The sequence below is a fragment of the Wenyingzhuangia sp. IMCC45467 genome (genome assembly GCF_054111205.1).
In genome coordinates, this window is sequence record NZ_CM134196.1 from 799,667 (window position 1) to 816,526 (window position 16,860).

11 protein-coding genes are annotated in these 16,860 nt (G+C 30.6%); 10 read left to right on the top strand and 1 reads right to left on the bottom strand.

The annotated features are described in order from the left end of the window. Positions 1–96 precede the first annotated feature (96 nt). From ACXGQT_RS03560 to ACXGQT_RS03585, 6 genes are read left to right on the top strand one after another with little or no spacing between them, the layout of a single operon-like run. A complete protein-coding gene (locus ACXGQT_RS03560) occupies positions 97–2,463 on the top strand; it encodes a TonB-dependent receptor (RefSeq protein ID WP_457830030.1) in 2,367 nt (788 codons plus the stop codon). 4 nt (positions 2,464–2,467) lie between these two features. After that, positions 2,468–3,325 (top strand): hypothetical protein, encoded by an 858-nt coding sequence (locus tag ACXGQT_RS03565; RefSeq protein WP_457830031.1) that lies wholly within the window; start codon positions 2,468–2,470, stop codon positions 3,323–3,325. Positions 3,326–3,383: 58 nt separating this feature from the next. Next, entirely contained in the window at positions 3,384–8,879 is a 5,496-nt protein-coding gene (locus ACXGQT_RS03570) for an alpha-2-macroglobulin family protein (RefSeq protein ID WP_457830032.1), read from the top strand. Between the two features lie 2 nt (positions 8,880–8,881). Next, positions 8,882–11,227 carry a penicillin-binding protein 1C gene (gene pbpC, locus ACXGQT_RS03575; RefSeq protein ID WP_457830033.1) on the top strand — a complete coding sequence of 782 codons (2,346 nt, stop codon included), beginning with the start codon at positions 8,882–8,884 and terminating at the stop codon, positions 11,225–11,227. Positions 11,228–11,229: 2 nt separating this feature from the next. Beyond that, positions 11,230–12,048, top strand: coding sequence for an N-acetylmuramic acid 6-phosphate etherase (gene murQ, locus ACXGQT_RS03580; RefSeq protein ID WP_457830034.1), 819 nt, complete (start codon positions 11,230–11,232; stop codon positions 12,046–12,048). Further along, positions 12,038–12,259, top strand: coding sequence for a DUF6095 family protein (locus ACXGQT_RS03585; RefSeq protein WP_457830035.1), 222 nt, complete (start codon positions 12,038–12,040; stop codon positions 12,257–12,259). Before murQ ends, ACXGQT_RS03585 begins: the two co-directional genes overlap by 11 nt. On the opposite strand, the gene ACXGQT_RS03590 is transcribed toward ACXGQT_RS03585, so the two are convergent. Further along, complete coding sequence (locus ACXGQT_RS03590) at positions 12,256–12,753, bottom strand: DinB family protein (RefSeq protein ID WP_457830036.1); 498 nt, start codon at positions 12,751–12,753, stop codon at positions 12,256–12,258. The genes ACXGQT_RS03585 and ACXGQT_RS03590 overlap by 4 nt on opposite strands. A 253-nt stretch (positions 12,754–13,006) precedes the next feature. Between ACXGQT_RS03590 and ACXGQT_RS03595 the strand changes: the two genes are divergently transcribed. From ACXGQT_RS03595 to ACXGQT_RS03610, 4 genes are all read left to right on the top strand, one after another. Further along, positions 13,007–13,303 carry an isoamylase early set domain-containing protein gene (locus tag ACXGQT_RS03595; protein ID WP_457830037.1) on the top strand — a complete coding sequence of 99 codons (297 nt, stop codon included), beginning with the start codon at positions 13,007–13,009 and terminating at the stop codon, positions 13,301–13,303. 85 nt (positions 13,304–13,388) lie between these two features. Further along, positions 13,389–13,883 (top strand): thiol peroxidase, encoded by a 495-nt coding sequence (gene tpx, locus ACXGQT_RS03600; protein ID WP_457830038.1) that lies wholly within the window; start codon positions 13,389–13,391, stop codon positions 13,881–13,883. Positions 13,884–13,971: 88 nt separating this feature from the next. Next, positions 13,972–14,355 carry a diacylglycerol kinase gene (locus ACXGQT_RS03605; protein WP_457830039.1) on the top strand — a complete coding sequence of 128 codons (384 nt, stop codon included), beginning with the start codon at positions 13,972–13,974 and terminating at the stop codon, positions 14,353–14,355. Positions 14,356–14,391: 36 nt separating this feature from the next. Next, entirely contained in the window at positions 14,392–16,860 is a 2,469-nt protein-coding gene (locus tag ACXGQT_RS03610; RefSeq protein WP_457830040.1) for a DNA translocase FtsK 4TM domain-containing protein, read from the top strand.

Consider the following 16,860-nt stretch of genomic DNA (forward strand, 5'->3'; position numbering starts at 1 on the left):
ATATATAAAATCAACAAAATCTATTAACACCTTCTTGTAAAAGTCTATTAATATTAAATCATAAAATCCTATTTTTATCACGTAAAAAACCTCTAAATGAAAAAGATTTTAAGCTTATTACTCTTTTTAATAACAAATACTTACGCACAAGACAAATACACTATTAGTGGGGCAATTAAAGACAACTCTTCTGGAGAAACATTAATTGGTGTTAGTATTTACGACAAAGACAATTATCAAGGAACAGTAACAAACGAATACGGTTTCTATTCTCTTTCACTAACCAAAGGAACTCATAATATAGAAGTATCTTATTTAGGTTATAATACTATTGTTAAAACCATCAACCTAAACAAAAACAAGACTTTTAACTTTTCATTAATCGAAAATGCAGAAAGTTTAGGTGAGGTTGTACTAACCAGCTCTACTGAAAAAATCAGTATTAAAAAAGCTGAAATGAGTGTTAATAAAATGAAAGTAAAAACCATTAAAGAAATTCCAGCTATTATGGGTGAGGTAGATGTGCTAAAATCTATTACCACTTTGCCTGGGGTTACTACTGCTGGTGAAGGCCAATCGGGATTTAATGTACGTGGTGGAGCTGCCGATCAAAATTTGGTACTCTTAGATGAAGCCACTCTTTTTAACACCTCTCACCTATTCGGATTATTTTCTGTTATCAACGCAGATGCAATTAAAGATTTAAAATTATACAAAGGTGGAATTCCTGCTAAATATGGAGGTAGAATTTCATCTGTTCTAGATGTTCATCAGAAAGATGGTAACAAATATTCTTACCATGGAAATGGTGGTATTGGGACTATTTCTTCACGATTAACCCTAGAAGGTCCAATTGTTAAAAACAAAGCATCTTTCTTTGTAAGTGGACGTAGATCTTATGCTGATGTTTTTTTTCCTCTGATAATGCCAGACAATGACAATACCGCTTATTTTTATGATTTAAACACCAAAGTAAACTGGGAAATAGATAGCAAAAACAAACTCTACCTCTCTGGGTATTTTGGAAAAGATGTATTCTCTTTGTCAAATTCTTTTATTAATAATTACGGAAATGCAGTTGGTAATTTACGTTGGAATCATGTTTTTAGCAATCAACTATTTTCTAATCTATCTTTAATTTACAGTAAATATTACTATGGCTTAGAACTTGATTTTGTTGGGTTTTTATGGAATTCTGGCTTACAAAACATCAACCTAAAATACGATTTAAAACAATATTTTAACGACAATGTTTCTGTAGAATACGGTGTAAATACCATAGTTCATCAATTTAACCCTGGTAAAATAGAACCTAATAGGGAAGATAGTGGTATTGAAGAAGATCAATTGGCAAAAAAACACGCTATAGAATCTGCTGTTTATGTAGATGTCTCTCAAAAAATAAATGATAAAATTGATTTACGATATGGTGTTAGGCTAACCGGATTTGCAAGAATGGGTGAAAAAAATAAAAACATTTATGCTGGCAGCCCTGTTGCTTATGATGAAGATTTAAAAATTTATGAACAAGCAACTCCTATAGGTCAAAAAAGTTACAAAATCGATCAAGTTTTAAAAACATATGCCAATATAGAACCCAGATTTTCAATTGCCTATAGTATTACAAATAACAGTTCTATAAAAGCAAGCTACCAAAGAATGGCTCAGTATTTACATTTAATTTCTAATACTCAATCTCCATCACCTTTAGATATTTGGACTCCAAGTGGCGAACATATAAAACCTCAATTATCCGATCAAATTGCTTTTGGATACAATAAAGATTTTAACAACAAATATTCTTTAACCACTGAAGTTTTTGGAAAAACTGTTAAAAACCGATTAGATTATATTGATGGAGCAGATTTAATTGCACAAGAAGCTATAGAATCTGTAGTTTTAGCAGGAAAATCTAGAGCTTACGGATTAGAATTATTGTTAAAAAAAGAAACAGGAAAATTTACAGGTTGGGTTAGTTATACCTTATCACGTTCCGAACAAAAAACAGCAGGAAGAACTGCTACAGAAATTGGAATAAACAATGGTAACTGGTATGCTACAGGATGGGACAAAACTCACGATATAAGCATTCTAGGAAGTTATAAAGCATCTAAAAAATGGAGTTTTAACTCTAACTTCTCCTTACAAACAGGACAACCTATTACCTACCCAACTGGAGGAAACTACCAATATTTAAACGTAAACATTCCTAACTACGAATCAAGAAATACTTTTCGTTTAAAAACCTATCACAGATTAGATCTTTCAGCAACTTATAAACCAAAAAGATACGAAACCAAAAAATTTAAAGGGGAATGGGTTTTTAGCGTATATAATATATACAACAGAAACAATTGGTCTTCTGTATTATTTAACCAAGATGTAATGACAGGACAAAACAAAACAGAAAGACTTTCACTTTTTGGAATTATTCCATCTGTAACTTTTAACTTTAAATTCTAAACTCATGATAAAGTATCTATTTTTATTAATAGCGGGAATAAGTGCTATTTCTTGTACCGAAGAAATTTTTATTGAGGAATTAGAAAACGTATCTCCTAGACTCGTTATTGAAGCTAGTATAGACATTAATAAATACGACAACAGTTATAACCGACAAAGTATTAAATTAACCCAAACCACAAGCTATTACAACAATAACTATCCACAAGTAAAAGGAGCAACCATTTCTATTACTAATGAAAACGGGGAATCTATGGGAACTTTTTTAGATGTAAACCCAGCCATTCCTAATGATGAAGAAGATGGTATTTATACTGCTGATGATTTTGTTAATCCTACTCTTGGTAGTACATATTTTTTGAGCATTACTGTTAATGGAGAAACTTATACCGCCCAAGATGTTTTTACAAGTATTGTTGATATAAATAGTATAACTCAGCAAACCAATTCTTTTATAGATGAAGCCATACAACTAAACATAAATATTGACAATGAAATTGGTGTTGATAATTATTACTTAACTAAAATTAATCCTCCGTTTAGAATTATTCCTGAATACAATGTAGCAAGCGATGAAGATTATACTGAAGAGCCTGGTAAAAATAATTTTGATGTTGAAACCTATATTGATGAAGATTTAAAAAAAGATATGAAAGTAGATATTTCTCTTTACGGTATTAGCAAAGCCTATCAAAAGTATTTAGACAAAATATTTTCACTTGCCCAAGGTGGTAATGGACCATTCTCTACCGCTCCTGCAACTGTTAGAGGAAATATTTTAAACACTACCAATCAAGATAATTATGCTTTGGGATATTTTTCAATTAATCAGTTTATAAAAACAAGTTATACTGTAAAATAGTCCATAAAAACTTACAGACTTTTTCATTGTATTTCTCTATTTTAGAAGAAAAAAAACAATGAAAAAGTTTATCGGTTTAGTCTGTCTATTATTTATTACATCAAGTATCTTTTTAACAAGTTGTAAAAAACAACACAAACCCATAAACAATCAGGATTTTAACTATAGTGAATACATTTACAATCATACCTCTGGAGTAGTATCTACGCAAGAAGAAATCAAAATATTCTTAGTAAAACCTTCAGAAATCACCAATGAAGATTTAAAAAAAGTATTTAGCACTCAACCTAACATTGATGGAATACTTAACATTATAAACAATAAACAAATTGTTTTTAAGCCCAAAACACCTCTATTAAATCATCAAGAATATCAGGTTCAACTAAACTTAGAAAAGTTATACCCAAACCATACAAAACCATTAAGTCCATATAGTTTTAAGTTTAAAACTAAAACACAAGATTTTGACTTCAATACCCAAGCCTTACAATCATACAACAAAGATTGGCAATACATTGTAGGAGAAATTAAAACCAATGACATAACCTCTATTGATAAAATAAAACAAGTCCTTACTGCCACTCAAAACAACAAACAACTATCTATTAAGTTTGATAAAATCAACATAGACACCGATGTTTTTCCTTTTAAAATTGATAGTATTTTTAGAGAAGTAGAAAATTCTAAAATTCACATCAACTACAACGGTACAAGTTTAGGGGTTGATAAAAATGAAACCAGAGAAATTAACATTATCGGGAAAAACAACTTTAAAGTAGTAGATATTAAAGTTGTAAACAATGCAGAACAATATGTAGAAATCAATTTTACGGATGCCTTGCAAAAAAATCAAAATTTAAAAGGTTTGATTAGTATTCAGGGAGTGAATGATTTAAAATATGTCATTTCTGGAAACTTGGTAAAAGTATATCCTAACAACACTTTAAAAGGAGATTTAAAAGTATTTATTCACCAAGGAATTAAAAACACTTATGGATATTCATACCAAACAAGCATTACAAAAACATTGTCTTTTGATGAACCCAAACCAGCAATAAAGTTTTCTAAATCAGGTAATATTTTACCCAATTCAGAAAATTTAAACATTCAATTTCAAGCCATCAATCTTAATGCTGTAGAAGTCACTATTTATAAAATTTTTGAATCTAATATTTTACAATTTTTACAGCAAAACAATATAGAAGGAAATCAAAACATTAAAATGGTGGCCAGACCTATTGCTAAAAAAATAGTACCACTAAACGCTAGCAATCCTTCTGATTATTCTAAATGGCAAACTTATGGAATCGCCTTAGATCAGTTAATTAATATTGATAAAGGAGCTATTTACAGGGTTCAATTAAACTTTAAACAAGCCTATTCTACCTACAAGTGTAACAACACAACAACAGTAAATAATAAAACTGTTCAAGAACAAAATTTTGATGAAGAAGACATAGAAAGTAGTAATTGGGACAACGATAATTATTACAGTGATTATGAAAATTACAACTGGAGAGATAGAGACAATCCTTGTACGTATTCATATTACAGAAACAAATCTATCTACAAAAACATTATTGCAACCAATATTGGATTAACCGTAAAAAAAGGAAATAACAATTCTTTTTTTATAGCAACCAACAACACCGTTACTTCTGCTCCTTTGTCGGATGTAAAAATTGAATTTTACAACTACCAACAACAACCTATTGCCAATATTCAAACCAATACACAAGGAGTTGCAATAATTGAGTTGGACAAAACTCCATTTTTTATCACTGCTACAAAAGACAGTGAAACTACTTATTTAAAAGTAAATGATGGGAATGTATTGTCTATGAGTAATTTTAACACCAATGGTGTACAACCCATCAAAGGAATTAAAGGATTTATTTATACAGAACGAGGAGTTTGGAGACCTGGAGACACCATTTTTATTGGTTTTATGTTGAATGATCTTAAAAACAAAATTCCAGAAAACAACCCAGTAACTATTGATATTAAAGACCCTAACAATGTATTAAAATACCGAAAAGTAAAAACCAAAGGAGTAAATCATTTATACACTTTTAAAATAGCAACAAAAGACAGCGATCTTACAGGAAAATGGAATGCTACTATTTCTGTAGGTGGGGCCACGTTTCAAAAAAGCTTAAAAATTGAAACTATCAAACCTAACAGGTTAAAAATAAACATCAAAACCGATGCAAAAGTACTGAGTAAAAACAACGAAGTAAATATTGCTGCAAAGTGGTTACATGGTGCCATTGCCAAAGAATTAAAAGTAGAAAGTTCTTTAATGTTAAAACCTCAGAAAACTAGTTTTGAAAACTTTCCTAGTTTTGTTTTTGATGATCCTAGCAAACATTTTGAAACCGAAGAAACCAATGTGTTAAATGATAAACTAAACAGCGCTGGAGAAATTAAATTTGTTTTAAATCCTAAAATAAACAACAATGCTCCTGGTTTGTTAAAAGCTTATTTAACTACTAAGGTTTTTGAAAATGGTGGAGATTTCAGTACAGATGTTTACAGTCAAACTTATTCTCCTTTTACCACTTATACAGGTCTTAAAAGACCACAAGGAGACAAAGCTAGAAATATGCTTTTAACAGACAAAGAACATCTTTTTGAGTTGGTAAGTGTTGATGAGAATGGAAAAGCTGTTGCCAATCAAAAATTAGAAGTAAACATTTACAAAATGCAAAATAGTTGGTGGTGGAACAATACCAATAACTATTCTCAATTTAGCGCTTCTTCTTTTAAAACTCCTGTATTTAACAAAACTATTAATACCAGTTCTAATGGAAAAGCTAGTTTTAAATTTGAAATTAAATATCCTGAATGGGGAAGATATTTTGTACAAGTAACCAACAAATCTTCTGGACACAGCACAGGAGAAACTGTTTTTATTGATTGGCCAGGTTGGGCTGGAAAAGCAAAAAAAGGAAATCAAAAAGAAGCTGCTATGTTGGTTTTTACAACCGACAAGGAAACCTATCAATTAAATGAAGAAGTTAAAGTAAACTTTCCTTCTGCTGAAAACGGACATGCGTTAATCACTATTGAAAACAACGAAAAAGTAATTCAACATTTTACGGTTGATACCCAAAAAGAAAGTACCAATTTCACATTCAAGGTAAATAAAAATATGACTCCGAATGTGTATATCAGCATTACGTCTTTACAGCCACATCACAATACCAAAAATGATTTACCTATTAGAATGTACGGTATTAAAAATATTTTTGTAGAAGATGCAAGTACACATTTAAATCCAACTTTAAACATTCCAAAAGAAGTAGAACCCGAAAAAGAATTTACTTTAAAAGTAGCCGAAAAAAATGGACAACCATTTACCTATACCATTGCTATTGTAGATGAAGGTTTGTTAGATTTAACTCGATACACCACTCCTTCTCCATGGAAATATTTTAACAACAAAGAGGCTTTGGGAATTAAAACTTGGGATATGTATGATGATGTAATTGGAGCGTTTGGCGGAAAATTAAATCAGGTATTTAGCATTGGAGGAGATCAAGATTTGGGAGCTGCAAAAACGCAAAAAGCCAACAGATTTAAACCTGTGGTTATTTTTAAAGGACCTTATACATTATCTAAAAACGAAACCAACACACATAAAATCACCCTTCCAAAATACATTGGAGCAGTAAAAGCCATGATTGTAGCTCATCATCCAGAAAGCGAAGCTTATGGACAAACGGATGCTAGTGTTTTGGTTAAAAAACCTTTAATGTTATTGGCCAGTGCTCCAAGAAAAGTGAGTTTAAATGAAAAAATTAAAGTCCCTATCACCGTTTTTAATGCCTTAGAAAACAATCAAAACGTAAAAATTGAAATCAAAACTAATGATGTTTTTTCAATTGAAGGAAATAAGACTCAAACGTTAAACTTTAAAGAACCGGGTGATGATATTGCTTATTTTGATATCAAAACAATCAAAACAGGAATGGGTAAAATTACCATTACGGCTAAAAACAAATCACACACAGCTAGTTATGATATTAAATTAGATTCTTACAATCCTATCAGCAAAGTAACCAAAAGTGAAGAAGCTTATATTGAAGCCAATAGTACCCAAAAAATAACCATTAATGGTTTTGGAATAGCAAATACCAACCATGCTAATATTGAGATTTCTACTTTTCCACAAATCAACTTTAGTGATAGATTACAATATTTAATTCGTTATCCTCATGGATGTTTAGAACAAACCGTTTCGGCTGTTTTTCCACAATTATATATGCATGATTTGTTTGAACTATCTCAATCTGATAAAAATACCATCACCAAAAACATCAAAGCAGGAATTCAAAAACTAAATAGTTTTCAATTAACTTCTGGTGGATTTACATATTGGCCAGGAAATTACAAAGCCAATGAATGGGTAAGCAATTATGCAGGACACTTTTTAATTGAAGCTGAAAAACAAGGATATGCTTTGCCATATAACTTTAAAAATAATTGGATCGCTTATCAAAAACAAATAGCCCGTTCTTGGAGAAAAACAAAAGATAATTCTTATGTAGAACAAGCCTACCGACTTTATACTTTGGCTTTGGCTCAAAATCCTGAATTGTCTATTATGAACCGTTTAAGAGAAGATAAAAACATTGATAATATTGCTAAATTAAGATTGGCATTGGCTTATGCCATTATTGGTCAAAAAGAAGCAGCAACAGAATTAATGAACAGTGCCTCGTTAATTGATTACACCAAAGTTTTTCAAGTAAACCATGGTTCTACTTTAATCAACAAATCTATTGCTTTAGAAACTTATCAAGCCTTAAACAACGAAACCAAAGCGCGAGAAATACTACAAGATATTGCCAATGAATTAAATAGCGACAACTATTTAAATACCAAAACAACCGCAAATTGTTTGTTAGCCTTATGTAATTATTATCAACAAACAAGCAATCAACCTTTGCTAGCAAAACTTAATACAAATGGTGCAAAAACAGACATCAATACTCAAAAATCTATTTGGAAAAAAGAGGTGAAAATTGACCAAGGAGACAATCAAATTACCATTAACAATAATGGCAAAAAAGCACTTTATGTTAAAATTACCTATTCTGGAATTCCTGAAATAAACAACGAGGAAAGTCTATCTAAAAACCTAATTACCCAAATAAAATATGTAGATAATAATGGAAAACCATTAGACGTGACCAACCTTAGTCAAGGAATTAGTTTTGTGGCCGAAATTGAAGTGAAAAACATTGTAAACAAATCAGTAAAGGATGTTGCATTGACTTATCAAATTCCTTCAGGATGGGAGTTGATCAACACTCGTTATGCTATAGATGAGAATAATGAAATAAGTAATATTGATTATGCTGATATTAGAGACAATGCCATCCATTATTATTTTGATTTAAAAACCAATGAAACCAAAAGTTTTAACGTAAAAATTAACACAACTTATTTGGGAAGTTATTATTTACCGGGTACACATGTAGAAGCCATGTACGATCAAAATTACATGAGTCATACCAAAGGAAAATGGATAAACGTGATTCCTTAATTTTGAAGCAAAAAATTATTTCATACTTAAAAAAACATAAAATCATTCTTACTATAAGTTTGATTTTATGTATTTGGTATGCCTTTTTATTACCTAACCATTTATTTAAAGAAGATTATTCTACTGTTATTTTTTCATCAGATGAGCAATTATTAGGAGCTACCATTGCTAACGATGAACAATGGAGATTCCCTCCTAGCCAACAAATTCCTGATAAAATTAAAAAGTGTATTCTTTTTTATGAAGATGAGTATTTTAATTATCATTTTGGATTTAACCCAATAGCCATGGGTAAAGCCATGATAACTAATTTAAAAAATAATAGAATTAAAAGAGGAGCTAGTACAATTACACAACAAGTCATTAGACTTAGTAGAAACCAAAGAAGAACCTATACCGAAAAACTAATTGAACTTATTTGGGCAACACGTTTGGAGTTTTCAAAATCTAAAGAAGAAATTTTAAATTTATATGTACATCATGCTCCTTACGGAGGGAATGTAGTTGGATTAGAAATGGCTTCTTGGAAATATTTTGGAACCTCACCCAATAAATTATCATGGGCTGAAAGTGCAACTTTAGCAGTGTTACCCAATGCCCCTAGCCTAATTTTCCCTGGAAAAAATAAAGCATTATTAAAAAATAAAAGAGATTTTTTACTAGCAAAATTAAAAAACAAAGGAATCATCAATCAACTTACGTATGATTTAGCCATACAAGAAGAAATTCCACAAAAACCCGTTACCATTCCACAAGATAATCTCCATCTTTTATCAGAAGTCAAACAACAACACCAAGGTAAAAGAGCTGTGACTAGTATTGATTACAATCTTCAAAAAAGTGCCTTAAATACTGTTGAAAAATACTATCATCAATATCAAAAAAACAACATACACAACATTGCTGTATTGATCTTAAACGTTAAAACCAAAAAGGTAGTTGCTTATGTTGGTAATAGTCCTACAAATATTGAAAATCAAAAATTTGTAGACATGATAAAGGCACAAAGAAGTACAGGAAGTACCTTAAAACCTATTCTTTACATGGGTTTATTAAACAATGGAGAATTGTTACCCAATATGCTTGTTCCAGACATTCCAACGCAAATACAAGAATATACCCCTCAGAATTTTGACATGACTTATGCAGGAGCAATTTCTGCAAAAAAAGCCATTGCTAAATCTTTAAACATTCCTGCCGTTAGATTGTTAAGACAGTACGGTTTACATAAATTTAAAAATGATTTGAATTATTTGGGCTTAAAAAACATTAACAAACCTGTAGATCATTATGGTTTGACTTTGATTTTAGGAGGTGCAGAAAGTTCTTTATGGCACATCACCAATATGTATGCAAATCTTGCCAGTACAGTAAATCATTATACAGAGAATAATAGTCAATATCTTACCAAAGAACATCAATATAGCAGCTATTATTTAAATGATAAAATAGATTTAGGGACAAAAGTTTATGAACAAAATATTTTTGATGCAGGGAGTATTTATTTAGGGTTTGATGCCATGACAGAACTAAGCAGACCTGAAGATGATAAGGAATGGAAACACTATAGTTCTTCTAAAAAAATTGCTTGGAAAACAGGAACCAGCTTTGGAAATAAAGATGCTTGGAGTATTGGAGTCAATAAAGATTATGCTATTGGTGTTTGGATAGGAAATGCCGATGGAGAAGGAATAGCCAATATGACTGGAGTAAACCACGCTGCCCCTATTATGTTTGAACTGTTAGAAAAACTACCAAAAAAGAATTGGTTTACTACACCTTTAGATGAACTTAGAGAAATAGATGTTTGTACTATAAGTGGATATAAAGCCAACCCTTTATGTCCTGTCAGAAAAGAGTTAATTCCTTTGGTGAATAACGTTACTTTACCCTGTCCATTTCATCAAAAAATATTTTTAGACCAAAAAGAACAATACAGAGTATACAAAAATTGTGTTTCTAGTAATGATATAAAGGAAAAAACTTGGTTTATTTTACCACCAAATCAAGCCTGGTATTACAAAAAGAACAACAGTAATTACGTAGCAGTACCTCCTGTAAAAAAAGAATGTATTCAAGCCAATTCTAAAGTAATGGATTTCTTAAGTCCAAATGAAAATACTACATTTATACTCACAAAAGATTTTAATGAAAAGCTAAATGCGATTGTAATAAAAGCCACCCATCAAAGAAATACAGAAACTCTTTTTTGGTATATAGATAATACTTTTATAAAAAAAACAAATCAACATCACGAAATAGCGATTACTCCACAAAAAGGAAAACATCAAATTATTGTAGTAGATCAAAGTGGAAACAAAATCATTAGAAACATTAACATAGAGTAAACATGAGCTTTCATAAAACCACAGAACAAGATTCTTTGTACAACGACTTAGAAAACATGTCTGCATTAGAATTAATTCAAAACATGAATTATGAAGACAAAAAAGTTGCCTTGGCTGTAGAAAAAGCATTACCTGAAATTGAAAAACTAATTAATACAACGGTTAGTAAATTAAAAAAAGGAGGACGTTTATTTTATATGGGAGCAGGAACTAGTGGACGTTTAGGTGTTTTAGATGCCTCAGAATGTCCTCCTACTTTTGGTGTAGATGATGACATTGTTGTAGGATTGATTGCCGGTGGTGATACTGCTATTAGAAAAGCTGTTGAAAATGCCGAAGACAATGATATGCAAGGTTGGATAGACTTGTTAAATCATCATATTACAGAAAAAGATGTTGTTATTGGAATTGCTGCATCGGGAACCACTCCTTATGTTATTAGTGCTTTAAAAAGTTGTAATGATAAAAACATTATTACAGGTTGTATTACTATGAACCAAAACAGTCCTTTACACAAAGTAGCACAACTACCCATTGTAGTAACTGTTGGTCCAGAATTTATAACAGGTAGCTCTAGAATGAAAGCAGGAACTGCTCAAAAAATGGTCTTAAACATGATTAGTACCGCCACCATGGTTCTTTTAGGAAAAGTTAAAGGAAACAAAATGGTAGATATGCAATTGTCTAATGATAAATTGGTAGACAGAGGTACACAAATGTTAGTTAACGAATTACAAATATCATATACAAAAGCCAAAGAATTATTACTAACCCACGGAAGTGTTAGAAATGTAATTAATTATATAAACAATGAGCAGTAACAAAAATTACCTAAAAAAAGGAATTAATATTATGGCAGCAGTGTTGCCATTATTAGTTTTAAGTCCTGTAGTTGTAAATATTGGCTTTAAAGCATTACAAAAAGATGGTATTTATTCATTTTTAGTAATAGGTATATTCCTTGCTATTTTTACCATAATTCTTTTTGTACTGGGAATAAGAGCATTATTAAGTCATTTATTTAATGACTAACCCCTAGCTACTTTTACTTTTGGTGTAGTAGGGTTTAACCCAAAACTATCATCATTAAGGGTAACTCCTAAATGATACATCATATAACCAATGGTTGCATAATGATGAATTGCGTGACTTTGTGCTTGTGCCAAAACAGCTCCTAAGGTAGAATTAACAGCACAACATCCGCCTCCTAAATCATCAATAACTTTTATGGGGTTATTTAAATCAGCTTCATTTAAACTTGATAAATGTTGAATGATAGCATCTAAATACTCCGTTCCATAACTAGGAAAAGTTTCTACATTTATATTTCTATCTCTTTTTGTTAAATCTACAGTACCAGAATGATATCCAATAAAAATGCAATTAAACATGTCTAAAATATGTCTCATATGCCCTCCTATACTTGAATAATAGGGTGGAATTGATTTATCGCAATAATGTTCGCGAGAAATATCCACTAATAAACTTCTTCCTTTCTGTAAATTTTTAACTATTTCGTTTACCATCAATCTTTTTTACTTAAACATACGTTTTATAAAGTCGTTTAAATATAGAAAATTAACACAGGTTATCATAATTTAATTTTACCATGACCTTAATTTATATCATTAGAACAAGAATAAGTAGTCATATTTAACAATTAACTAATGTTAACACTCCTAATTTAACAAATCATTAAAAATCAACACATTCAGAAAAAAAAGAGTACGCATATAGTATTTATTATTAAATTTGGAGGTATATAAAAACTAATAAACTATGGCTGTAACAAAGAAATTTTTAAAAAGTAAACCAGTTTGTAAAGTAACATTTGCTATTTCTGCTCCAGAAGCTGCAGAAGCGGTATTAGTAGGAGATTTTAATGAGTGGGATGTAACTGCAACTCCATTAAAAAAATTAAAAAACGGAACTTTTAAGGTTGTTGTAGATTTAGATACAGAAAAATCTTACGAATACAAATATATATTAGATGGTGAATACGTAAATGATGATGAGCCTGAAGCATTGATATTTAATGATTATGCAAACACAGAAAATTCTTTAGTTGCGTTATAAAAAATAAACCAATATAAACCTTGATGCCTTTAACAATGTTAAAGGCATTTTTTATATATTTAGTTTTCAAAAAAAAATTATTAAAATGGCTAACATCACATTAAAAAGCAACCCAATTACAACTATCGGAAATTTACCAGTTATTGGAACTAAAGCTCCTAATTTTACCTTAAGAAATATTGATTTATCTGAAGTAAGTTTATCAGATTTTGAAGGTCAAAACATCATTTTAAATATTTTTCCTAGTGTAGATACTGGAACTTGTGCTATGTCTGTAAGAACTTTTAACAAAGAAGCTTCTGAATTAGAAAACACAAAAGTTTTATGTATATCTAAAGACTTACCTTTTGCTCATGCTCGTTTTTGTGGTGCCGAAGGAATTGAAAACGTTTTAAGTTTATCAGACATTTCTGGAAACTTTGGAAAAGACTATGAAGTAACTTTTGCAGATGGTCCTTTAGAAGGATTATTATCTAGATCAATTGTAGTAATCAATACAAAAGGAGAAGTAGCTTACACAGAACAAGTAAGTGAAACTACTAACGAACCTAATTACAAAGCCGCTTTAGCAGCCTTATAATTAAAGCTAAAAAGACTGTTTAAAAGTAGCAACTTCATCAATTTAAATAAGATGTTTTTAACTTTTTAACAGTCTTTTTCTTTTTACTATGAAAACAAAAAAACAAAACTTTATAATCAATAGAATTGAAAGCTTAAAATATGCAATAGTTGGTGCTGTATATTTAATTAAAACTGAAAATGCAATTAAAGTACATTGTATTAGTACTATTTTATTAAGTCTTTTAGGTTTTATAACTAACATTACTTTAACAGAATGGATGTTTCAATTTTTAGCTATTGGACTCGTAATTAGTGTAGAAGCTCTAAATACTTCCATTGAAAAAATAGCAGACTTTATTCAACCTGATTTTGATAAAAAAATTGGTACTATTAAAGATGTTAGTGCTGGTGCTGTGTTATTTGCAGGATTATTTGGAGCTATTATTATTGGGTTTATTTATATCCCGAAATTAATGCATTTCCTATATTAGTAATTCTGTATCTTTACCAAAAATTTACCGTTTTAAATGCCAAAAAAAAGCACCAAAAAAGTTAACAAAAATACTCATCGAAAAGAAAAAATAAAAGATTTTGTCAACAACAGACAAACTCAAACTGTTTTTGGGTTATTTATCCTGCTTTTTGGTATTTTTCTATTTACTGCCTTTATTTCTTTTTTCTTTACTTGGCAAGCAGATCAAACTACCATTGGTCAATTAGAAAACAAAGCCATAGAAGCTAAAAACTTACTTGGTAAACTAGGTGCTAATTTAAGTTATTTCTTTATTTACAAAGGTTTTGGTATTGCAGCCATTATCATTCCTGTTCTTTTGTTTTTAACAGGGTTGTACATTTTACTAAAAATACCCGTCAAAAAAATATTTAAATCTTGGAATTGGGGAATGTTAGGTTTAATTTGGACAGCTACAACCTTTGGTTTTTTAGCAAATAAAAACGCTTTAATTGCTGGAGTAGTTGGTGTAGAACTAAACAACTACTTAACCCCTTACCTTGCTCCTTTCGGTTTAATAATTTTAATTGTTTTTGGATATGCAACTTACTTTGTTATCCGATTTAAAATTACACCAGAAAGAATAAAAGGTTGGTTACCTAAAAAAGAAGAAATTACCGATTTAAAAAATAGTTTTACTGCTCAAACATCAGAGGATGGAATTATAGAATCCCCAGAAGAGAATCAAGAAGAACCAACAACTGCAGAAAACAACATCAATACCAATAATGAAGTTGTTAAAGAAAAGATTATTTCTTTAGATGAGTTTGAAGAAAAAGAACCTGAAACCAGACCAACTTCTACTTTTGAAATGGCGGTTAAAAACGTAACTCCAACCATTCAAAACCACTCTAACATAAAAACTTCTACAGATAAAAAAGAAACGAAAGAAGAACTTAAAATTGATGTAGAAGAAGTTAAAAAAGAAGAAATTACAACCTCTAATCTAGCAGATAAATTAGTAAAAGATTTTGGAGAGTTTGATCCTACTTTAGATTTAGGAAATTATAAATTCCCAACCCTTAATTTACTAAGAGAATTTGATGATTCTATTTCTGTAGATGCTGAAGAGTTAGAAGCCAATAAAAACAAAATTGTTGACACACTTAACAATTACAAAATTGGAATAGCTCAAATTAAAGCAACTGTTGGGCCAACCATTACCTTATATGAAATTGTTCCAGAAGCTGGAATTAGAATTTCAAAAATAAAAAACCTAGAAGATGATATTGCCTTATCTTTATCAGCTTTAGGAATACGTATTATTGCTCCTATTCCAGGAAAAGGAACCATTGGTATAGAAGTGCCTAACAAAAAAGCAAACATTGTTTCCATGAACTCTGTAATTGCTTCTAACAGATTTCAACAATCTAAAATGGAACTTCCTATTGCCTTAGGAAAAACCATTGCTAACGAAACTTTTACATTTGACCTAGCCAAAGCCCCACATATGTTAATGGCTGGTGCCACTGGACAAGGTAAATCTGTAGGATTAAACGCTGTTTTAACTTCACTTTTATATAAAAAACATCCTGCTGAAGTTAAATTTGTACTGGTAGATCCTAAAAAAGTAGAATTGACTTTGTTCAACAAAATTGAACGTCATTACTTAGCAAAACTACCTGATACGGATGATGCTATTATTACAGATACCACCAAAGTAGTCCATACCTTAAACTCCCTTTGTATAGAAATGGACAATCGTTACGACTTGCTTAAAGATGCCATGGTTCGTAACATTAAAGAGTATAACGAAAAATTTAAGGCTCGTAAATTAAATCCGAATGATGGTCATAAATTCTTACCATACATTGTATTGGTTATTGATGAGTTTGCCGATTTAATTATGACTGCTGGTAAAGAAGTAGAAACACCTATTGCCCGTTTGGCTCAACTAGCACGTGCCATTGGTATTCATTTAATTGTAGCTACACAAAGACCATCTGTAAACGTAATTACGGGAATAATTAAGGCAAATTTCCCTTTAAGAATTGCCTTTAGAGTAACTTCTAAAATAGATTCTAGAACCATTTTAGATGCTCCTGGAGCCGATCAACTTATTGGTCGTGGAGACTTACTTATCTCTAGCGGAAACGATCTTATTCGTGTACAATGTGCATTTGTTGATACTCCTGAAGTAGAAAAAATAACCGACTTTATTGGTTCTCAAAGAGCTTATCCAGAAGCTTACCAACTGCCTGAATATGTTGGAGAAGATGGAAACGGTACAGAACTTGATATTGATATTGCAGATAGAGACAAATTATTTCAAGAAGCAGCAGAAACCATTGTAATTGCACAACAAGGATCTGCATCATTATTACAACGTAAATTAAAATTAGGCTATAACAGAGCAGGTAGGTTGATAGATCAATTAGAGGCGGCAGGAATTGTTGGTCCATTTGAGGGAAGTAAAGCCAGACAGGTTTTGGTTACCGATTTAACAGCCTTAGAGCAATTATTAGCCAATGAAAAAAACAATTAA

Coding starts and splice junctions, on each gene's coding strand:
- ACXGQT_RS03590 (WP_457830036.1), bottom strand. CDS start 12,753: ATGGTAAACGAAATAGTTAAAAATTTACAGAAAGGAAGAAGTTTATTA.
- ACXGQT_RS03565 (WP_457830031.1), top strand. CDS start 2,468: ATGATAAAGTATCTATTTTTATTAATAGCGGGAATAAGTGCTATTTCT.
- ACXGQT_RS03570 (WP_457830032.1), top strand. CDS start 3,384: ATGAAAAAGTTTATCGGTTTAGTCTGTCTATTATTTATTACATCAAGT.
- murQ (WP_457830034.1), top strand. CDS start 11,230: ATGAGCTTTCATAAAACCACAGAACAAGATTCTTTGTACAACGACTTA.
- ACXGQT_RS03585 (WP_457830035.1), top strand. CDS start 12,038: ATGAGCAGTAACAAAAATTACCTAAAAAAAGGAATTAATATTATGGCA.
- tpx (WP_457830038.1), top strand. CDS start 13,389: ATGGCTAACATCACATTAAAAAGCAACCCAATTACAACTATCGGAAAT.
- ACXGQT_RS03605 (WP_457830039.1), top strand. CDS start 13,972: ATGAAAACAAAAAAACAAAACTTTATAATCAATAGAATTGAAAGCTTA.
- ACXGQT_RS03560 (WP_457830030.1), top strand. CDS start 97: ATGAAAAAGATTTTAAGCTTATTACTCTTTTTAATAACAAATACTTAC.
- ACXGQT_RS03610 (WP_457830040.1), top strand. CDS start 14,392: ATGCCAAAAAAAAGCACCAAAAAAGTTAACAAAAATACTCATCGAAAA.
- ACXGQT_RS03595 (WP_457830037.1), top strand. CDS start 13,007: ATGGCTGTAACAAAGAAATTTTTAAAAAGTAAACCAGTTTGTAAAGTA.